The 19,873-nt window shown below is 49.3% G+C and carries 22 protein-coding genes; 14 read left to right on the top strand and 8 right to left on the bottom strand.

Annotated elements, in window-relative coordinates; all coding sequences use genetic code 11:
- The first annotated feature begins 13 nt into the window (after positions 1 to 13).
- The 3 genes from F569_RS0115345 (at position 14) to dnaA (ending at position 3,337) form a co-directional block, all read left to right on the top strand.
- Positions 14 to 787 (top strand): enoyl-CoA hydratase, encoded by a 774-nt coding sequence (locus F569_RS0115345; protein WP_026942920.1) that lies wholly within the window; start codon positions 14 to 16, stop codon positions 785 to 787.
- A gap of 264 nt (positions 788 to 1,051) precedes the next feature.
- Positions 1,052 to 1,315 carry a 30S ribosomal protein S20 gene (rpsT, locus tag F569_RS0115340; RefSeq protein ID WP_026942919.1) on the top strand — a complete coding sequence of 88 codons (264 nt, stop codon included), beginning with the start codon at positions 1,052 to 1,054 and terminating at the stop codon, positions 1,313 to 1,315.
- A 471-nt stretch (positions 1,316 to 1,786) separates the two neighbouring features.
- Positions 1,787 to 3,337: a chromosomal replication initiator protein DnaA gene (dnaA, locus tag F569_RS0115335; RefSeq protein ID WP_051279966.1), complete on the top strand. Its 1,551-nt coding sequence runs from the start codon at positions 1,787 to 1,789 to the stop codon at positions 3,335 to 3,337.
- A 61-nt stretch (positions 3,338 to 3,398) separates the two neighbouring features.
- Here the strand turns inward: dnaA and F569_RS0115330 are convergent, their stop codons facing one another.
- The 3 genes from F569_RS0115330 to F569_RS0115320 form a co-directional block, all read right to left on the bottom strand.
- Positions 3,399 to 4,328: a class I SAM-dependent methyltransferase gene (locus F569_RS0115330; protein WP_026942917.1), complete on the bottom strand. Its 930-nt coding sequence runs from the start codon at positions 4,326 to 4,328 to the stop codon at positions 3,399 to 3,401.
- An 84-nt stretch (positions 4,329 to 4,412) separates the two neighbouring features.
- Complete coding sequence (locus tag F569_RS0115325; RefSeq protein WP_026942916.1) at positions 4,413 to 5,372, bottom strand: complex I NDUFA9 subunit family protein; 960 nt, start codon at positions 5,370 to 5,372, stop codon at positions 4,413 to 4,415.
- A 56-nt stretch (positions 5,373 to 5,428) separates the two neighbouring features.
- Positions 5,429 to 5,905, bottom strand: coding sequence for a low molecular weight protein-tyrosine-phosphatase (locus tag F569_RS0115320; RefSeq protein WP_233353702.1), 477 nt, complete (start codon positions 5,903 to 5,905; stop codon positions 5,429 to 5,431).
- Positions 5,906 to 5,928: 23 nt separating this feature from the next.
- On the opposite strand from F569_RS0115320, the gene F569_RS0115315 reads away from it, so the two are divergent.
- The 5 genes from F569_RS0115315 (at position 5,929) to F569_RS19225 (ending at position 10,283) form a co-directional block, all read left to right on the top strand.
- Positions 5,929 to 6,639, top strand: coding sequence for an NAD-dependent deacylase (locus tag F569_RS0115315; RefSeq protein ID WP_051279965.1), 711 nt, complete (start codon positions 5,929 to 5,931; stop codon positions 6,637 to 6,639).
- 92 nt (positions 6,640 to 6,731) lie between these two features.
- A complete protein-coding gene (locus F569_RS0115310) occupies positions 6,732 to 7,355 on the top strand; it encodes a TIGR02466 family protein (protein ID WP_026942913.1) in 624 nt (207 codons plus the stop codon).
- Positions 7,356 to 7,447: 92 nt separating this feature from the next.
- Entirely contained in the window at positions 7,448 to 8,227 is a 780-nt protein-coding gene (locus F569_RS0115305) for a YebC/PmpR family DNA-binding transcriptional regulator (protein ID WP_026942912.1), read from the top strand.
- Positions 8,228 to 8,491: 264 nt separating this feature from the next.
- Positions 8,492 to 9,061 carry a hypothetical protein gene (locus F569_RS0115300; protein ID WP_154813772.1) on the top strand — a complete coding sequence of 190 codons (570 nt, stop codon included), beginning with the start codon at positions 8,492 to 8,494 and terminating at the stop codon, positions 9,059 to 9,061.
- Positions 9,048 to 10,283: a PDDEXK-like family protein gene (locus tag F569_RS19225; protein WP_051279964.1), complete on the top strand. Its 1,236-nt coding sequence runs from the start codon at positions 9,048 to 9,050 to the stop codon at positions 10,281 to 10,283. The genes F569_RS0115300 and F569_RS19225 overlap by 14 nt, the downstream gene beginning before the upstream one ends.
- Before the next feature lie 204 nt (positions 10,284 to 10,487).
- Here the strand turns inward: F569_RS19225 and F569_RS0115290 are convergent, their stop codons facing one another.
- Both F569_RS0115290 and F569_RS0115285 read right to left on the bottom strand, forming a co-directional pair.
- The gene (locus F569_RS0115290; protein ID WP_084169062.1) at positions 10,488 to 12,026 is read right to left on the bottom strand and encodes an FMN-binding glutamate synthase family protein; all 1,539 of its coding nucleotides are present in this window, start codon (positions 12,024 to 12,026) and stop codon (positions 10,488 to 10,490) included.
- Positions 12,027 to 12,146: 120 nt separating this feature from the next.
- Complete coding sequence (locus F569_RS0115285) at positions 12,147 to 12,941, bottom strand: thioesterase family protein (protein WP_026942909.1); 795 nt, start codon at positions 12,939 to 12,941, stop codon at positions 12,147 to 12,149.
- Positions 12,942 to 13,021: 80 nt separating this feature from the next.
- Between F569_RS0115285 and F569_RS0115280 the strand changes: the two genes are divergently transcribed.
- From F569_RS0115280 to F569_RS0115270, 3 genes are read left to right on the top strand one after another with little or no spacing between them, the layout of a single operon-like run.
- Positions 13,022 to 13,759: an SDR family NAD(P)-dependent oxidoreductase gene (locus F569_RS0115280; protein WP_026942908.1), complete on the top strand. Its 738-nt coding sequence runs from the start codon at positions 13,022 to 13,024 to the stop codon at positions 13,757 to 13,759.
- Complete coding sequence (locus F569_RS0115275) at positions 13,753 to 14,367, top strand: 2-hydroxychromene-2-carboxylate isomerase (RefSeq protein WP_026942907.1); 615 nt, start codon at positions 13,753 to 13,755, stop codon at positions 14,365 to 14,367. The genes F569_RS0115280 and F569_RS0115275 overlap by 7 nt, the downstream gene beginning before the upstream one ends.
- Complete coding sequence (locus F569_RS0115270) at positions 14,364 to 15,389, top strand: 2-dehydropantoate 2-reductase (RefSeq protein ID WP_026942906.1); 1,026 nt, start codon at positions 14,364 to 14,366, stop codon at positions 15,387 to 15,389. The genes F569_RS0115275 and F569_RS0115270 overlap by 4 nt, the downstream gene beginning before the upstream one ends.
- Before the next feature lie 122 nt (positions 15,390 to 15,511).
- Here F569_RS0115270 and F569_RS0115265 read toward each other — a convergent pair whose 3' ends face one another.
- The gene (locus F569_RS0115265) at positions 15,512 to 15,985 is read right to left on the bottom strand and encodes an Hsp20 family protein (RefSeq protein WP_026942905.1); all 474 of its coding nucleotides are present in this window, start codon (positions 15,983 to 15,985) and stop codon (positions 15,512 to 15,514) included.
- Positions 15,986 to 16,249: 264 nt separating this feature from the next.
- Here F569_RS0115265 and F569_RS0115260 point away from each other — a divergent pair, with 264 nt between their 5' ends.
- The 3 genes from F569_RS0115260 to F569_RS18520 all read left to right on the top strand — a co-directional run bounded on the left by F569_RS0115260 (position 16,250) and on the right by F569_RS18520 (position 18,512).
- A complete protein-coding gene (locus tag F569_RS0115260) occupies positions 16,250 to 17,119 on the top strand; it encodes a class I SAM-dependent methyltransferase (RefSeq protein WP_026942904.1) in 870 nt (289 codons plus the stop codon).
- Between the two features lie 82 nt (positions 17,120 to 17,201).
- Complete coding sequence (locus tag F569_RS0115255; protein WP_026942903.1) at positions 17,202 to 17,495, top strand: SCP2 sterol-binding domain-containing protein; 294 nt, start codon at positions 17,202 to 17,204, stop codon at positions 17,493 to 17,495.
- 33 nt (positions 17,496 to 17,528) lie between these two features.
- On the top strand, positions 17,529 to 18,512 hold the full coding sequence (locus tag F569_RS18520; RefSeq protein WP_162143794.1) for an alpha/beta fold hydrolase: 984 nt from the start codon (positions 17,529 to 17,531) through the stop codon (positions 18,510 to 18,512).
- Here the strand turns inward: F569_RS18520 and F569_RS0115245 are convergent.
- Together F569_RS0115245 and F569_RS0115240 are read right to left on the bottom strand one after the other, a co-directional pair.
- Positions 18,509 to 19,327: an inositol monophosphatase family protein gene (locus tag F569_RS0115245; protein ID WP_026942902.1), complete on the bottom strand. Its 819-nt coding sequence runs from the start codon at positions 19,325 to 19,327 to the stop codon at positions 18,509 to 18,511. The two genes, F569_RS18520 and F569_RS0115245, sit on opposite strands and share 4 nt — an antisense overlap.
- Positions 19,328 to 19,365: 38 nt before the next feature.
- Complete coding sequence (locus F569_RS0115240) at positions 19,366 to 19,782, bottom strand: helix-turn-helix domain-containing protein (RefSeq protein ID WP_026942901.1); 417 nt, start codon at positions 19,780 to 19,782, stop codon at positions 19,366 to 19,368.
- Positions 19,783 to 19,873 lie beyond the last annotated feature (91 nt).

The following is a 19,873-nucleotide window of genomic DNA, read 5'->3' as shown; positions in this document are numbered from 1 at the left end:
CACGGAGTCCCACATGGGCTATGACATGATTGAATTGACGACGGATGGCGCAGTCGCGACGATTAAGCTGGACCGTCCCAAAGCGCTAAACGCGCTGCGCAGCGATATGATGGCTGAAATGGCCAAGGCCCTGACCAAGCTGGAAAAAGATGACTCCATTGGCTGTGTTATCCTGACGGGCTCCGAAAAAGCCTTTGCGGCAGGCGCAGACATTAAGGAAATGGCCGAGCTTGAATATCTGGACATATATAAAGGCGATATATTCGCCAATCACGAAGCCATTGACCGTTTCCGCAAGCCTATTATTGCGGCCGTCGCAGGGTACGCGCTGGGCGGCGGCTGTGAAATTGCCATGATGTGTGATTTCATCATCGCGGCAGATAACGCAAAATTTGGACAGCCTGAGATCAATTTGGGCGTAATGCCGGGTATTGGCGGCACGCAGCGCCTCATTCGCGCGGTTGGCAAATCCAAAGCCATGGATATGTGCCTTACGGGCCGCATGATGGATGCGCAGGAAGCGCTGACATCTAATTTAGTATCCCGCGTTGTGCCTTTGGATAATCTTATGGAAACGGCGCAAGAGGCGGCGGCCAAGATTGCCGCGCAAAGTCAGCCTATCGCCATGATGACAAAAGAGACAATCAACGCCTCATTTGAGATGAGTTTGGCCCAAGGCATCCGCCTAGAACGCCGCGTGTTCCAGTCTATGTTCACGACAGAAGATCAAAAAGAAGGCATGGCCGCCTTTAGCGAAAAGCGTAAGCCACACTTTAAAAATAAGTAGTAGAGACTCCTCCCCCGTTCACGGGGGAGGTGCCCGAAGGGCGGAGGGGGGAGCAAAGCAGAACCACCCCCAAATTTAGAGTGGCGCTTGGGGCTCCCCCCATCCCCGCTTCGCGGTACTTCGCCCGTGAACGGGGGAAAGGAGATCGCTCTTTACAGTTAAAAGCTTATATGAAAAACGCCTGTTGACGCGCAATGCTCGCGCGTCTATAGGCCGCTTTCAAAATTCTAATCTGCCAATTTGGGCATAAAATCTGAGGACTACATGGCAAATACTGCATCCGCCAAAAAAGCCGTTCGCTCACAAGCGCGCAAGACAGACGTAAACCGTAATCGCCGCACAATGGTGAAAACAAATCTTCGTCGCGTCGAAGATGCGATCACAAAAGGCGACAAGGCCGCTGCAGCAGACGCTCTTAAAGCTGCTGAACCCGCAATCATGCGCGCAGTCTCTAAAGGCGTGTTTCACAAAAATACAGCGGCGCGTAAAATTTCGCGCCTCTCAAAACGCGTGAAAGCTATCGGCTAGGCCTAAGCTGACATTATTAAAATTAAGGCCGCTTTTAGCGGCCTTTTTTTTGCGCGGAGCATCTGCGCGCGAAATGATATAACAAAACTTCGTTATTCTAGAGAAGCTGACACTCTAAAATTCGTTGAGCGTAATCTGTAAAATTACGCCCAAATATGCATCTTTATGGGGGTTAAAGAGAAAGCCGAAAAAAAAGTTAAAAAAGTGTGAACTTTTTTTGACAGCTAGTTCTTTGCGATTCTTAGGTTTTTTTCTGTCAACCGAAAATGATGTGAATTTTACGATTCATTGCGGTTGACGGAGGCGAAAAGAGTCGGTTTATAAGAGGTGTAGACAGGGCTGACGGGGCGCTCGTCCTACATTGGGAAACGAAGCTATGCGACACCCTCGCAGGGCTTCAATTCGTAAATTATTATTATATAACAATGACTTACCTTGGTAAGGCACATGAGAGCATGCGGAGTATTTGCAATGTCGGGGAATGATCAAATTGTGTCTGAAGTTGCCTCCAAAGCTCCTACTAAAATTGATCGTCCAGCACCTGATCTCTATACGGGTGAACCCCCTCTGCAGAGCGCTCACAACACTTGGGCCAAAGTTCGCAACGACCTGGCTTATGCGCTTGGCGCAAATATTCACCGGTCTTGGACAGGACGGCTGCGCGTCAGCTCCGCCACAGACCGTATTGTCACGCTAAGCGCACCAACACGGTTTATCGCCTCCAAAATCGAGACAAATTACGCCGACACCGTCACGCGCCTGTGGAAGAAGCATGACATGGTCGATCCGGCGCGTGACGTTATGTTTTCTGCCGCGGCAGGACATGCGCCTATGCGTCAGCCACACGCTAAAACAGGTCTTAAGCCAGCAGAACAGGCTGTATCGAAAACTCGCACTATAGCACAGGCCTCGTCCGCAGCCGCTGCATCACCGTTTGATAATGCGGCCTGCGCCTCTGAAGGCCGTAAAGGCGGAGAAAGTCCGCGCGATCGCTTCACATTTGATAATTTTGTTGTCGGCGCTTCGAATGAGCTTGCCTTTGCCGTCGCCCGCCAAATTGCGAGCTGCCGCGCGGCGCAATATAATCCCATAGTTATACACGGCACAAATGGCATGGGGAAAACACATTTGCTTTACGCCATAGAACATGCCGTAAAACAAACTGACCCGAACCACCGCGTGAAACTGATTTCATCTGAGGCTTTTGTCAGCGCTTTTGTCAGCTCAGTGCGCGGCGGCAACGGACGCGAAGCGATTGAAGCCTTTAAATCTTCTCTACGCGATGTAGACCTTCTCATCATAGATGATGCCCACTTCATCGCCGACAAACCCGGCAGCCAGGAAGAGCTACTGCATACACTTGTCTCCCTTGTGGATCAGGGACGTCAAATCCTTATCGCGGCAGACCGCCATCCCGACCATATTGAAAAAGCCTCTGAGCGGCTAAAATCTTACCTCTCCTCTGGACTTGTTTGTAAAATCAGCTCTGCTGATTATGAGCTGCGTTTGCGTATATTAGACCGCTTAATTGCGCGCCGCCGTGCCAGCGGAAATGATACGCTCGCTATTCCTCAAAATGCCCGTGATCACTTGGCCGCCCGCATGAATGCCACGCCGCGTGACCTTGAAGGGGCCTTTAATCAGATCGTAGCGCAAAGTGAATTTCTGGGTACGCCCATTACGCTTGAAACGGTGCAGGAAACACTCTCAGACTCACGCTACACCACAGGGCAGCGCTTGACCGTGGACCGTATCCAAAAGGCAGTCTGTGAAGAATTTCGCGTCACCTTGACAGACATGACCTCTAAACGCCGCGCCCGCATCATTGCGCGCCCGCGTCAAGTCGCCATGTATTTATCCAAAAAGCTCACCAAACGTTCTCTGCCCGATATTGGCCGCCGCTTTGGGGGCCGTGATCATACGACTGTTATGCATGCGGTAAAACGCATTGATGCTTTACGGGCAGAAGACCCGGCCCTGAACGCACAAGTCGAAGCGGTTGAAGCGGCTCTTAAGCGATAACCGCCCATAAAAAAGCCGCTTCGTGAAAAGCGGCTTGATAGCTTTATAGCTTTGTAACGCCTTAAGGTTTTTTGAACAACAATGTCATGCGGTTGGATTCACCAATCGCTTCCATTTCAGCTCTTAATTCGGGATTATCACGGCTACCACGCAAAGACGGCGGCAATCGCCAAACCACCTCGTCATTTGTCGGGATATCTTTGGGGTTTGCATTGACGTCTGACTCCTTGACAAATTCAAAACCCGCTGATTTGAATTTCGCGATGACATCTGATTTTTTTAGATAGCCATTATCGCCCTCCGCCCATGCGTCGTCATTTGCTTCAGGGCCTTGATGCTGAACCACGCCAACAATGCCGCCAGATTTCAGCAAGGCTTTGGCGTCCGCTATCGCTTCGCTTAAATAACTGCCTTCATCTTCGAAACGGGCAAGGTTATGAAGGGCTCTCACGAAAAGCACGGCATCAACTGTACCGTCCATCGACGTGTCACGATCTCCGAAAGTGAACGCTGAAATCTCGCCACCTGACCCAACGCGCCAGGCCTGCGCGCCTTCGGTCCATTCGGCAGCCCATGTCTTTCTCTTTTCAACAAATTCAGGCGTCGCGAAGCCGCCAAATTCAGGCCACATCTTAATCGAATAATCCACACCGACCAGATGCCCCTCATTGCCCAAATAAGGAATAAGGATTTTGGAATACCAGCCGCCGCCCGGCAGAGCCTCGACAACTGTCATGCCCGGCGCAATACCAAAAAATTCAAGCGTTTCCTTCGGATGACGCGCCTCATAACGGGCTTTGGCTTTATCCGGCTGCGCAGCCAATATCGTCTCAAGACGCGCGCTATCAACTTGTGAGGACATCGCTGTTTTCGCCTCAGCAACCATATCAGAGGCTGCCTCAGTCGCAGCGTCTTTGACGTCACTGGCGCTATTACCGCAAGCCACGAGCGTTAAAGCCGCCCCGGCCAAAAATAATGTTTTTAAAGTCATATCCGTATCTCCCTGTAAATATAGAAGGTGTTTAGGGGAGAATTAACAAAGCCGCAAATCGCGTCTCTGTGAGGTCAGATAATTCTAAACCCGTTTTTCGTGAAATTGTCCGTATTTGCGAAAGCGGGCCAAATAGGTCGGGACAATCGCCTCGATGGTTTCCAGGCGAATATCCAAATCCGCAAAGCCTAGCGCGTCATCTGAGACAACATTATCGACTTTTAGGTTTTTGACCTGATCGCGCGTGAGGAAGGGCTTCACAAAAGGCGCCATGCCAGAGATTTCACCAATAGCTCCCATGAAATTCGCGGCCGCCCAAGGCACAGGCACGAGGAAGCGTTTACGGTCAATGGTTTCGAGCATGAATTGCATAAGCTCTTTGAAAGTATAGCGCCGCGGCCCGCCCAGCTCATAGGTTTTACCCGACGTGCCATGTCCTACAGCTTTGGCAATGGCTTGCGCGACATCCCCGACATAGACAGGCTGGAATGTTGTATCCCCGCCGCCCATCAGAGGGAGCGCAGGCGCAAGCTGTGCCATGGCTGCAAAGCGGTTAAAGAACTGGTCTTCAGCGCCAAAAATAATAGACGGGCGCATAATATCTGCTGTTGGCACCGCGTCCCGCACGGCGCGCTCGCCTTCGGCTTTAGTGCGTGAATAATCACTGTCACTTTCAGCATCAGCGCCAATAGCAGAGACTTGAACGAAATTCGTAACGCCCTGCGCCGCCGCTGCTTTGGCAAGCGTCTCAGCCCCTTTGACGTGAAGATTTTCAAAGCTTTGTTTGCCCTCTTCAAAGAGCAGCGCGACCAAGTTGATGACCGCGTCAGAACCGGCGACGGCCCGCTCTACAGAGTCTTTAAATCGTAAATTAGCTTGAACGAGCTGAACTTGCCCAACATTTCCAATGACTTTTAGCTCTTGGGCCGTATGCGGACGGCGGACGGGTACGCGCACGCGCCAGCCTTCTTTCACAAGCTCACGGATCACATATTTTCCGAGAAACCCGGAGCCGCCAAAAACAGTGATTAAACCTTTAGTCATAGCCGAAACCTTAGCTGTTATTCTGCCGCCCGATTAGCGGGATTTAGGCGTGGTGTCTATTGCTTTAAAGCCGCAATCAAGCCGTCGCTAGCTTGCTCTATGAGGTCGAGGACTTTTGTAAATCCATCGCCGTCGCCATAATAAGGGTCTGGCACCTCGCTTATCTTTGCTTGAGGCACATAATCCAGAAACAAACCAATACGCGAAATATAATTCTCGGGACATATCTTTTTCAGCGCGGCTGCATTTTTCAGGTCCATCGCGAGAATATAGTCAAACTTAGCAAAATCAGCTCGAATAACCTTACGGGAGGCTTGCCCTGCAAAGCTATAGCCGCGCATCTCGCCCGCTTCGATACTGCGGTGATCAGGCGGCTCGCCTATATGCCAACCGCTTGTGCCCGCACTATCTATTATGACGTCAAGCCCCGCCGATTTGGCCCGTGCCCGAAACACAGCCTCAGCCGTGGGGGAGCGGCATATATTTCCCAAACAAATAAATAATACTTTTGGCGGAAGGATTGGCGGCATCATGATTATCTTCTAGGCTGAAAGATATGAAAAGCAAAAAGATAGTTATCCTGACGGGGGCTGGTATTTCCGCCGAAAGCGGGATTGAGACCTTTCGCGCGGCGGGCGGGTTATGGGAAAATCACCGCGTCGAAGATGTCGCCACGCCCGAAGGCTTTGCCAAAGACCCCGAACTTGTACACCGATTTTATAATTTGCGCCGCGCCGCCTTAAAAACTGTGAAACCGAATGCTGCCCATGTCGCTCTGGCGAAGCTGGAAGACGGGCTAAAACAAAATGGTGGTCAGCTCACCCTTGTCACGCAAAATGTTGATGATCTGCATGAGCGCGGCGGCACAAAAGAGGTCATCCATATGCATGGCATTTTAACCTCTATGCTCTGCGGGACGTGTGAGCATCGTTGGGAGTATTTAGAAGACGCCTCACCGCATCTGTCTTGCCCAAAATGTTATGTCAAAAACACATCCCGTCCTGACATCGTTTGGTTCGGGGAAATGCCCTATGCCATGCATGTGATAGAAGAGCGCCTGTCGGATTGCGATCTCTTTGTCTCTATCGGAACAAGCGGGGCTGTTTATCCTGCTGCGGGTTTTGTGCAAATGGCAAGCTCTATAGGCAAAGCTACATTAGAGCTTAATTTGGAACGCTCTCAAGGCTCGCACTTTTTTGATGAGAGCCGCTTAGGCGCTGCAGGGACATTAGTGCCGCAATGGGTAGATGAAGTCTTGAAGGTGTAAGCCTTGCCAACCGCATATTGCAGGCAACTTGCCCCCGCAACCTCATTGGTGTAATTTCATTCCAAATTAAGCACATGGTTAGGGGAGTTACTGTGGCAGAGATAGAGTATGAGGTGCATCCATTATTCGCGGAGCCACTTTTCAGGGCGAATATCAGCCATGCGATTAGCGACAAACAAGTAGAGATTATCAAGAACCTGAAAATGGTTCAAAATAAGTCTAATCTGATTTCCGAAGATTTGTATATCTTCAACCACAAAGAGCTGAAATCCATTAAAAATGCCGTACAAAAGGCTTTGGATATTTATGCCAAGACAGTGATGGGAATTTCGCAAAAGCTCTATCCAACCCAATCTTGGTCTTTGATTAATCAACCAAATATGGGCATGCACGGACATTCCCATTCCAATTCGATTGTATCAGGTGCCCTTTATTATACAGATATGCCTAAACCTGTTGCCAGTATGATTTTTGACCGTCACACCACCTATCAGCAGCTCCAGCTCACGCCTGATAATGATAAGAAAAATATCTATAACACGACGATGAATGTGGTGACGCCTAAGAAAGGAGAACTGATTATGTTCTCCTCTCGTCTTCAGCATTTCGTCCAGGCCAATATGTCTAAAGACACGCGATATTCCGTATCATTTAACAGCTTTATCAAAGGAAAATTAGGCGATCTTCGCGATGTGAATGAGCTAAGGTTAAGCTAGCCGAGCGTCTTTGAAATGTTGCTCTTTGCTCTCCGAGCATTTAAGAGCACAGCAAATTAGATAAGTCATATTAAAATACATAGAGGATTCCCATGGCAGGCCATTCCAAATGGGCCAATATCCAGCACCGCAAAGGTCGCCAGGATAAGGCCCGCTCTAAGCTTTTTTCTAAACTCGCAAAAGACATTGCGATTGCGTCAAAGATGGGCGGCCCTGACCCCGATATGAACCCGCGTCTGCGCCTCGCCATTGCAAACGCCAAAGGCCAATCCATGCCCAAGGATAATATCCAGCGTGCGGTTGATAAAGGCGCGGGCGGCGACGGAGAAGATTATGAAGAAATCCGCTATGAGGGCTTTGGCCCGGGCGGCATTGGTTTCATCGTAGAGGCCAGCACAGATAATAAAAACCGCGCGGCCATGGCTGTGCGGACAGCCTTTTCCAAAAATGGCGGCGCACTTGGCGAAACAGGGTCTGTCGCCTTTATGTTCGACCAAGCGGGCAAGATTGAATATCCTCTCGCCGTGACGGATGAAGACGGCATGATGGAAGCGGCAATTGAGGCGGGCGCAGATGATTGCGAATCCGATGACGCCGCCGATGACCAATGGGACGAATATGAACCCGTTCACACGATTTGGACAGCGCGGGATGATTTGGGCACGGTCGCTGCAGAATTGGAAAAGACATTTGGAGAAGCCAAATCCGTAAACCTTGTCTGGAAAGCCCAAAATAACATCGACAATCCTGACCAAGCTGCATCTGTAATACGCCTTATGGATGCCCTTGAAGATTGCGATGACGTGTCAACCGTCTTCCATAATTTCGAAATGAGCGAGGCCGCCATGGAGACATTGGAGAGTGAGGAGTAAATCACACCAAATTAAGTGCATTATTTGGGGGGCCTAACGGCTCCCTTTTTTGTGCTACTTGAATCGGATAAGGCCACGGCAGTGGCAGCACACCTTAGAATGTTGTGCTTTTTTATTTATCTTGGCATAAAAAACTGTAACGTGTTTTACAGTTTCGGTGAATTCTCGACTCGGGAACCATCAAGTGACAGATTCCAGTTTCCGTGGAATACGAAATATAGATCCATTAAGTCGAAGAAACAAATAATCTGGGAGTCGGAAACAATGGACGAAGAAAGCAAGGCGTTAGATTCACGACTTATCATGGATGAACACGATCTTGGAATTATTTCAGCTTATCAGCCCGATAAAACAAAAATTCAGAACGAAAAGGCTTTGGGTTTACTCTTAGCTTATTCTCACAAAATGGGTTTATATGTCGTAAAAGTGCGTGTCTCGTTATTAAAAGATACCACTCAAAAATCGTCAAGTTCCTACGTATCCTATTTGCTGCTAGCAGATTTTACATCGAACAGAAATATAGGTCTTTCAACGCTACTTGCTAAAGCAGCGAAAAAATTTAACCAAAATGTATTTTTCCTCAAGGAACCGTCAAAGGTGCCCCAATTGATGAGTCTGTCCAATCAAGACGGCTATCAGCCTGAATCAATAGAAATGAATGGCCTTTGGTTACCCAATATTCCTAATCTTGAGTCGGCTATATCTTTAATCTCTGAATGTGACGTTCAGCTTAAATCGGCAGAAGCAGTTTTACAACCAGATCATATCATGGGGTTATGGCCGCTATACTTAAATTTAAGTCGAAAATGGAAAGACTATAATGACTTCATATAATCTGAATTCTCGCAACCTTAAGAAAATTGAAAGTCTGCTTAGTGATGCGAACGAAATTATCTGTAAGCAAATAAAACAAGAGAATGAAACAGGGGAAAGTTTTAACCTCTTCTCAATTCTGAAGATGGAAAGCCGCGAGGATGCCACCCATTCAGCGTTTATCGCGGAACTTCTAAACCCTAAAGGTTCGCATAATATGGAAGCTGCTTTCTTAGAAAAATTTTTGGATACAGTTAAATATGAAGGAGGCCTAAGAAAAAACGCCAAATATGCTACTGTCAATACGGAAGAATATATTGGTCCAGTAAATTATTCGCAACGGACCGGTGGGCGAATTGACATTTTCATAACTGATTTTGCGGGCAACTCAATCTCAATTGAAAATAAGATATATGCCCCTGACCAGAAACATCAAATTGAAAGATATGTAAATTATAAGCGAAAACAAAATCAAAATAGTGTGTATTATCTAACGCTTTTCGGTTCATCCCCCTCAAAAGAAAGTGCTGGAGATTTGGATGAAAGAAAAGACTTTAAATGCATATCATATGCTGAACATGTAATTGAATGGCTGGTAGAATGCCAAAATATTGCTCATGATTCCTCGATTCTAAGAGAGAGCATTCGCCAATATATCATTCTAGTCAAAAAACTAACGCATCAACTCTCGGACAAAACAATGAATGAAGATTTACTCGCTAAGATTAAAGAAAATTATCCCACCGCACTCACTATCGCCAATTCAGTCGAGGCAGCTGAATTATCAGCAGTCAAACTCATGTTCAATGAGATAGAAAAAGAACTATCTAAAAACCCCACAAACGACTGGGAAGTTGTATATGATGATGATCTTTCAATAAACTACTCAGGGATGTATCTTTGCCATACAAATTTGGACAATGAGTTTTATATTAAGATTGAAGGCCAGCCAAAAATCCATAGAAGTAACTTAATTGTTGGCCTTGTCTTAGACGAAAGCGAGAAGCCTGTTATCGAACTTACTAAACTTTTACATTCAAAGAATGGCGAAGAAATCAAGACATTTTTTTATGAATCTAATCTTTGGTGGCCATGTTATGGACCTTTATTTGATTTTAGTAAGATTGATAAAAGAGAATTTTTATTTGATCAAGAAAAACGCAAACACTTAGTGACGGAAGCCACTAATAGAATCCTCGAGCTTAAAAACTTTATAGAAAAAAACATTAAAGACATTCGCTAAGCTGGTTTAATGATGTGAACATCAAACATCCTCGGCGAATTACCCGCTAAGATAACGTCTGCAATGAGGATTTATCGCCACATTAAATACTTACAACACTCAACCCTATCCCCCTATAAAATCAGGCAGGACTCTCTGCGAAATGAGCTCTTATATGGGGCGTTTGAGACGTTCAGCTAATGTCTGCGCGTTTCCTCAGACATCTCACATATAACGCGACATATCCCATGTCTGTGAAAAGGGCTTACTGCGCCCGCTGGCTTGAACAATCATGACATGGTCTCGGGTCAATTCATGCGGATGATCGACTCCGCAGCTATGGGCGATCATTTCGACTTCTTTTTGAATAGTCTTACAATAATTCATAACGCGCACCGCTTTGTTGGTCGGGTCTAGCCCGCGTTGTAGACGTTTGTTGTGGGTCGTAATGCCGGTCGGGCATGTGTTTTCATCACACTTCAGCGCTTGAATGCAGCCCAAAGCAAACATGAACCCCCGCGCGGCATTGACAAAATCAGCGCCGACACAAAAAGCCCAAGCCACATCAGCGGGCGTAATAAGCTTTCCTGTCGCAATCAGCGCGATACGATCTCTCAGGCCCTCTTCTCGAAGCAAATCATCCATAAGCGGCAAGCCTTCGCGAATAGACAGGCCCATATTATCCATTAGCGGAAGCGGCGCCGCGCCTGTCCCGCCGTCGCCGCTATCCACCGCGATGAAATCCGGGGCCGAAGCTTTGCCGCGCTTTTTTATCTCTTTGACGAAATCATGTATGGGCGCAATGTTCCCGACCACAAATTTGATGCCTGTTGGAAGCCCAGAGGCCTCGCGCACCGCATGGATAAGATCCAATAATTCAGCAGGGCTCCCCGCATCGACATGACGGTTAGGGGATATCGCGGCTTGCCCTTCTTTGAGACCTCGAATTTCAGCAATTTCAGCCGTGACTTTTTCAGCCGGCAAAATGCCGCCCTTACCGGGCTTGGCCCCTTGGGAGATTTTAATTTCCATCATTTTAATATCAGGGTTATCTTCACAGGTTTTGCGTAATTTATCCGCATTAAGTGTGCCGTCATCATTGCGCGCGCCGAATTTGCCTGTGCCGAGCTGCCAGACAATATCACATTCTCCTTCAAGGTGATAAGGCGAGACTGCGCCCTCACCTGTATTGAGCCAACACCCCGCCATTTGCGCGCCGTGGGAGAGGGCTTGCACAGCGGGTTTTGACAAAGAGCCGTAACTCATAGCGGAAATATTAAACAGGCTGGTCGGCGCATAAGGGCGCTTTGCGTCTGCTCCTATAATATAAGGCGCATGGGGGCTATGCATACCCTCTAATTTAGGGAACATGCCATTGGCGAAAATCGCTTCGCCCGGGGCAAGAACTTTGGTTGACCCAAAGGGCACCGTCTCATGCCCATCATCACATATATCATTGATATAGTCGCGCTGCGCCCGGTTAAAAGGCATTTCCTCACGGTCCATCGCAAAGAAGTATTGGCGGAAAAACTCACCCAATTTAGAGAATATAGACCGAAAGCGGCCGAGCACAGGATAGTTTCGGCGCACCGTATCTTTGGTCTGGGTTACGTCGATAATAAATAAAATGATGATGGCCGCTGCAAGAATGCCGAGCACAAACAAAAACAACGAACCAAGAATGTTTAGACCGCGTACGGCTGTGCCTGTCAGCATTTCCATCGTGTCAGACATCGTGCCGTCTGCGGCAAATATCAGCTGCATAAATCTCTCCCGTTAAGGCAGCTTATGCCGCGCATTTAAAAAACCCGCAAGCGGCCAAACCCTATTGCCGAGCCTGTATTACCAAGCCTCAATTTCAAGACCTCATTGGATAGCCGTTGCCTACATAAATATTGCAACGCATTGCATCCCTTCGGCAGCTAACTCTCCGTCAGTGTTCCAAATTCGCATGACTTGAGAGGAATAACCTCCGGCAGCGGCCGTTAAATCCGTTTCAACCTGCCACCATCCGTCATTTGTCTTAGGGTCATCCATAAGAACAGTGAAAATCCAATTGACTGAACTGATAGCGCCAAGTTGCTTAAAGAGCGGCGCAGCCGAAGGCGGCAGGACATCCCCCAAGGTTAAAAGACTGGCTATCCCCTCGCGTGAGGCTGGGTCGGCATGGCGCGACCATGTCCGAATATAGCCCCTATCGGCACCGCTCATTGGGCGGGCGCCCTCAATGAGTTTTGTCTCAAAGCGGTTGAAAAAAGCTGGCACGAACCCTTCTGCGCCGGGCGGCGTAAAAGGCTCGCAATCCTTCGGGGCGGGAGCCGCAGGAGCGGCGCAGTCCACGCTAACGCTAGAGTCGCGTAGGCCCGCAAAAATGAAGGTGCAAGACGAGACCACTTTACCCTCAACACGGCCTTCTGTTTCTATTGATGTGACATTACGGCCTTGGCGGAGCAAGCGAGAGGTGAAGACAGGCGGGCCTGAAACGGGTCCAATAAAATTGACCGTGACGCTTCTAAACGGCGGTAAGTCAGGGAATTGCTTTTGCGCGGCGGCAAGCGATAGACCCGCCGTCAAGCCGCCATATGCGGTCCGCCCCTGACGCCAATCTTCGGGTATGTGCGCGGCATAGCCTTCGCCCTGAACAGTGAGCTTATTTGCTATCTCATTAAATCCGGTCATTGAGCCGTTCCTATTATTCATAACTGTATACGCGTCATAGCCTTGCCAGCGGCATAATTATAAGGCTTTATCTTCGTATGATGGAAATTCAAAAAAATGTAGCCCTGATCATTGGCGCAGGAGATGATACCGGCAGCGCGATTGCGCGGGCCTTTGCTCGTGAAGGCCACCATGTCTGTGTGGTGCGGCGGCCCGCACGACTGGATAAGCTTACCGCTCTGGCGGAGTCTATTACGGCGGAAGGCGGCTCAGCCTCGCCGCATGGTGTGGATGCGCGTGATGAAGATGCCATGGCCGCGCTTATTACTGAAATCGAAACGCAAATCGGCCCGATAGATGTCGCGGTTTTCAACATTGGCGCGAATGTAAAGTTTAACATCGCAGACACAACGCCGCGCGTCTTTCGCAAGGTCTGGGAAATGGCGAGCTTTGCTGGATTTCTGATGGCCCATAATGTGGCCCCTCACATGGCGGCGCGTGGGCGCGGCACGATGATATTTACGGGCGCGACGGCCTCTATGCGCGGCGCAGCGGGTTTTTCCGCATTTGCCGCTGCGAAACACAGTCTTCGCGCTCTCGCTCAAAGCTGCGCCCGAGAATTGGGGCCCAAAGGCATTCACGTCGCCCATACTATTATTGACGGCGCGATAGATTCAAATTTCATTCGCGAAATATTTCCCAAAGTCGATGAGATGCGCGAGAAAAGCCTCATCCTCAACCCTGACCATATTGCAAAAAATTATGTTCAGCTGCATCACCAACCGCGCGATGCCTGGACATTCGAGCTGGACTTACGCCCTTACGGAGAAAAATGGTGACCCAAAACCTTGATCTGGATTTCTATTATGACTTTGGCAGTCCCAATGCCTATTTCGCCTGGAAAGCCTTGGAGGGCGTGAGCGAACGCACGGGCCTGAATGTCATTATGCATCCCGTCCTGATTGGCGGCATCTTCAAATCCACAGGCAATCAGCCCCCATGGCAGGCCTTTGGCAATGTGCCAAATAAAATGAAATATATGCAGCTGGAAATTCAACGCTTTATCAAAGGCCATGACCTGACAAATTTTAAATTTAATTCGGCCTTTCCAGTTAATACGTTGCTATCAATGCGGGCGGCCATCGCCGCTCAAGAGGCCGGTGTTCACGAGGTTTTTTATCCCGCCATTTTCAAAGCCATTTGGGAGGATGATAAAAATATCAGCCAGCCCGATATCTTAGCCGCGGTACTGACCGAAGCCGGACTTGACGGACAAGCCTTAGTCGCCGCCACCCAAGATCCCACTGTTAAGCAAAGCTTGATGGAGGCCACCCAAGCCTGTGTTGATCGCGGGGCCTTTGGTTTGCCGACTTTTTTCTTAGGCGACGAGATGTATTTCGGCAAAGACCGCGTCTGGCAAATTGAGCAGGCGTTGAAAACAGCATGAAAGCCTCAAGACTAAGGGTCGCCATTTTCGGGGCTGGCTCTATTGGATGTTATCTTGGCGGGCAACTCGCCCATTCGGGTGCAAATATTACCTTTATTGGACGGCAACGCTTTAAATCTGATATCGAGTCTCATGGCCTCACCCTGACCCATTTTGAACGCGAAGAGATCTCGCTCTCAGCGGATCAATTTACATTCTCTTTGACCCCCAAAGATATAGCCTCTGCAGATATTATTTTGCTGACGACCAAGTCCCAAGATACCTCCAAAGCCGCAAAGTCCCTTGCGCCCCATGCCAAAGCGGATGCGATTATAATTAGCTTTCAAAACGGGGTGAGCAATCCTGATATCCTGCGGGAAAACCTCTCCCAAACTGTACTTGGGGCTGTTGTGCCTTTTAATGTTACGGGAACAGGTCCGGGCCGTTTTCATTGCGGGACCGAAGGCGACTTAACCGTTGAACATTTAAGCGATGCCCGCTTGGAGACATTACAAACTCTATTCTACCAAGCCGGAGAGGGCCTCGCATTATCACATGATATTTTGGCCGTTCAATGGGGGAAACTTCTGGTTAATCTCAATAATGCCCTGAACACCCTAACGGGCGGAACTTTGAAACAAGGCCTCCTGCAGCGCGATTATCGCCGTGCCTTAGCACTCGTTGTCGAGGAAGGTTTAAACGTTGTAAAAAGTAGCGGTATAGAGCCCGCCGCCTTTGGCAAAGCAGACGCTGCAAAGATGATAAAAATCCTGCGCCTACCCAATTTTGCCTATAAAATCATTATGAATAAAATCGTCAAGATTGATGCAGCGGCCCGCTCATCCATGCTTGATGATTTGGAAATGGGCCGCGTCTCTGAAATTGATTATCTGCAAGGCGAAATCGTCAGGCTTGCTAAGTCCACGGGGCTAACCGCGCCTTATAATACGGCGATTTACGAAGCCGTTCAGGCGGCCTTTAAAAGAGGTGTGTCCCCGAAAATGAGCGGGGCGGATATTCTTAAACTTTTGAAGGTCCTCTGAAATAAAAGTGCGGCGCCATGTGAGCTGGGAGGGAGGAGCTCTCACGACGCCGCGTCATATGCAGGGTAATTGCCAAATCTTCAGGGGAGGAAGGAAGAGGCGCCCTTTTGCATAGATCCTATTTAGGCAGCTTTAGCCTTACCGCTAGGCTTCGCCTGAATTAATTTTCCGTCATTAATGCTTATTTTACGCGGTTTCAGCGCTTCTGGGAGTTCACGTTTTAGTGAGACCACCAAAAGGCCGTTTTTAAGCTCAGCGCCTTCGACCAAGACATGATCCGCCAGTTGGAAACGGCGCTCAAAACCGCGCTCGGCAATACCGCGATGTAAGTATTCGGCCTCATCATTATCGGCGCTTGCTTCTTTACGGCCTGAGATTGTCAGCACATTCTCATGGCTTTCAAGGTCAAGCTCGTCTTCGGAAAATCCAGCGACCGCTAGTTCAATGCGGTAAGCATTTTCAGAAAGTTGCGCGACGTTATAAGGGGGATAAGCGTTACCCGCGGCGGCTTGCTGGCTGGCAGCATCTATCAACCCGGCCATGCGGTCAAAGCCTACAAATGAACGGTAAAGCGGTGAAAAATCATAAGTTCTCATGTTAAACATCCTTTTAGCAATGTTAGTTTCAGGCCCTCACCATGAGCGGCCTTTAGGTTTAAACGGGACCCGTAATAGCGTCCCACACTCCCAGATAAGAAACCGCTTTTGGGTTTCAAGGCACCTTACTGAAATTTCAGAATGAAAGTCCTCACCCCGCTCCTGCGTTCTTGAAAAACGCTGGGAGGAGGACGTTCACTCGTAATTATTATTGACCCCGTTGACCATAAGTTACAAAACTCGCTCATAACTGAGAGAGACATCATGACTTTAAAACATTTATTTACGGCCTCTGCCGCTGCGTCGCTAATAGCCCTGACCGCTTGTTCCGGCGGAACGGGCTCAGAAACAAAAACTGAAGCACCAAAAGCCGAAGTCGTTCAGGCCCCCGCAACTTTGGCAGAAGTACTCGCCCATCCCCGCCGCGCGGAAAACACAGCCCGTGATCAATTCCGTAATCCCAAAGAAACGTTAGAATTCTTCGGCGTCGCGCCTGGCAAAAAAGTCGGTGAAGTCTGGCCGGGTTGGTACACACCTGTTATTGCCCCTTACTTGGCTGAAAACGGCGGAACCTATGTCGCCATTCTACGCCAAGGCACTGGCGAGCGCACCCTTGAGCGTAATGCCGCTTTCACGGATAAATATGTTGGCGCTGAGGGTTTTGGTACCATTGAGATTGGCAAATTTGGCAGTGAAGATACGCCAATCCTAGAGACAGGCGATCTTGATGTTTTGCTCTCCTTCCGCAATGTTCATAGTTGGATGCGCGGAGGATATGGCGATAAGGCCTTTGCTGATTTTTATGCAGCCCTTAAGCCTGGCGGCACTCTGGGTATTGTTCAGCACCGCTTGCCAGAATCTGCCACTCAAGACCCCGATGGCGGAGCGGGCTATGTGCAGGAAAGCTTTATAAAAGATATGGCCAAACGCGCAGGTTTTGAATTTATCGCAAGTTCAGAAGTCAATGCAAATCCACGCGATACAGCCGATCACCCCTTTGGCGTCTGGACATTGCCGCCTGCCTCTTATGTGCCCAAAGATGCAAAAGAGATTCCTGAAGGATTTGATGCTGAATTGTTTAAAAATATTGGTGAATCTGACCGCGCAACACTTAAATTCCAGAAGCCGCTCTAAGAGCTGAAAATAAATCTAGCACTTTGGAGCTTCCCGCCCCATATAGTGTGCAACAAGTTGCATATACTGAAAGGAATACATCATGGATAATGCAGAAATCGCCGCAAAGATGACAGAAGCGCTCGGCAAAGCTGGCGGCACAGATAAATCAGTTAAATTCGATTTTGGTGATGACGGTCAAGTCTTCGCCTCTGGCACGGAAGCGACAACGGAAGACAATGACGCGGATTGCACCATTTCTGTCTCCAAAGATGACTTCATCGCCTTAGCAGAAGGCAATCTCGATCCGATGATGGCTTTTATGTCAGGCAAACTCAAAGTCGCAGGTGACATGTCTGTCGCTATGGGCCTTCAGAGCATATTCTCAAATATGTAATCAGACCCAATAGGGTTTGATGAAGGGGGCGTCTTGCCCCCTTTATATATGGCTGGATTACCTCCTACATACGAAAAAGCTGATATTATTCAGCCTGGCGGGCGCCCTATACCCGAAGCGCTTGAACCGCGTATGGGAACTTATTTTATACAACATGGCGACATCCGGCTGCGCATAATGCTAGCCAACGCCGCCGTGGATGAACCCCGCGGCTCTATTATTTTCTCTCCGGGCCGCACCGAATTTATCGAAAAATATCTTGAAACCGCGACAGACTTTATCGAGCGCGGCTTTAATATCTTGATAGTTGACCCGCGCGGACAAGGGCTGTCAGATCGCCTTCTCGAAGATAAGATGAAAAGCTATGTTGATAGCTTCCAAGATTATGCAGATGATCTGGCCTATGTCGCCGAAGAGCTAAACTCACTTTTGCCTAAACCTCATATTGTTATGGGCCATTCCATGGGCGGCACCATCGCCCTGCAAGCCGTTTTAAGCGGCGTTATCAACCCTTCTGCTGTGGTCTGCTCCGCGCCTATGCTGGGGCTTTACGATTTGGACACACCAATCATGAAATGGGCGATCAGGGGTCTTTCTGCCCTTGGCTTGAAGGCCAAAAACTTGCCTTTCCAAAAGCAGCGAAACGGTCTGCCTATTCCGTTTAATATTAACAAGCTGACCTCTGACAAAGATCGTTATCGTCATTGGGCCGCTTATTTTCAAACCTCGCCGCGTCTGCGCGTCGGGCCGCCCACCTATGGCTGGATTGTACAAGCCTTGAAATCCATGGCTTGGGTCAACCGTAATGCGGGTGAGCTGAATATTCCCTGCCTCATTGTGGCCGCAGGGGCTGACCCGATTGTGGACCCGGCCTCCAATGAGGAATTTGCCGCCAAAGCCCGCGCGAGCTTTAAAGTCGTCCCCGGCGCCTTGCATGAGTTGTTTTTAGAACGCGATGTTTACCGCGACCAGTTCTTTGAAACTTTCGAAACATTCCTAGAGAAAAATGCGCTTTAATTTGGCGGCGCGTCTTTAAGGCGCTTATAGAGCTCGGGCAGTAAATCCGGATCGCCCACAGCCACAGCCCGTCCTCCATCCACAGCGGAGCCGCCTTCCCAATTCGTGAGCTTCCCGCCAGCGCCTTCTATCACAGGCATCAAGGCGCGCACATCACAGGGCTTTAAAAGCGCCTCGATAATAATATCCATCCGCCCCGCCGCGACTTGGCCATAACCATAAGCATCAAGCCCCAAGCGGGAGAAGCGTACGTCGCGCCGAATTGTATTATAAATGCTAAGCTCTCGCGCGGTCAGCATAGCGAGGGGTTCCGTGCAGCCCAAAATAGCGGCTGTCAGATCACCCCCGCAGCTCTTTGTCTTTAGCGGATTTGTTTCGCCGCCATGAACAAGCCAGGCACGCCCCGGTGCGCCCCAAAACTGTTTATCCTGCGCCGCGACATCAATCAGGCCCAAAACAGGTTGGTTTTTATAGCTAACAGCAATCAAGGTGCTCCAAACAGGGACGCCCGCCACAAATCCGCGCGTACCGTCAATTGGGTCGAGCGTCCAGAGCCAGTCATTTTGGCCCGGAATATCGGGCAGCTCTTCACCCTCTATGCCGTCATCGGGGAAAGCGGTCGTAATAAGCGTCCGCATGGCCCGCTCACCTTCAACATCAGCCGCTGTGACGGGGTCATAATCAGACCCTTCGGCCTTATTGATAACGTCCATATCAGACGCAAAAAGCGGCAACGTGATATCACGCGCCGCTTTCGCGAGCACCTCGATGTGGGCGAGGCGGGATTTAAGCTCAGTCTCGGAATAATCAGTCATAGGGCCGCATATCACGCGGCTCTATCAATGTCAGTTATTTATGGCGTCACTAATCGCAAGCCTGCCGTTGCAGGCTTTGAATTAGCTTCAAGTGATTTGGCCAAATCAAGCAAATGTTTCCGCGGTCCTTCGCCCATGGAATAATAAGCCCGGACAAGATCCATTGTTTCTTTTTTCGATAATACATCCGCCGCAATAATTTCAGGATTGGGCGTGCCGCGCATGAGCGGATCATTCTCAGACAGGCCTTCATAGAAATATTGGATCGGTACAGAGAGTGCTTCGGACAGTTCAAATAGACGCGCCGCTGAAACCCGGTTGGCGCCGCATTCATATTTTTGGATTTGTTGGAAGCGAATGCCGACTTCTTCGGCTAGGCTTTGCTGCGTTAAGCCAAGCAAGCGGCGGCGGCGGCGAAGTCTTTTTCCAACGTGAAGGTCAATATTACTGGTCATGGCGTTCCCCTAATCCTTGTAAACGGGTTTAATAAGTGTCTCGCTCATAAGGGGAGCAAGAGCCGTGCCAGTCCCGCAGGGCGCGTTCCCC

The organism is Hellea balneolensis DSM 19091, assembly GCF_000428525.1.
In the GTDB taxonomy this organism is placed as follows: domain Bacteria; phylum Pseudomonadota; class Alphaproteobacteria; order Caulobacterales; family Maricaulaceae; genus Hellea; species Hellea balneolensis.
The sequence above is the reverse complement of the archived record's forward strand: the minus strand, read 5'-3'. Positions and strand labels throughout refer to the sequence as shown.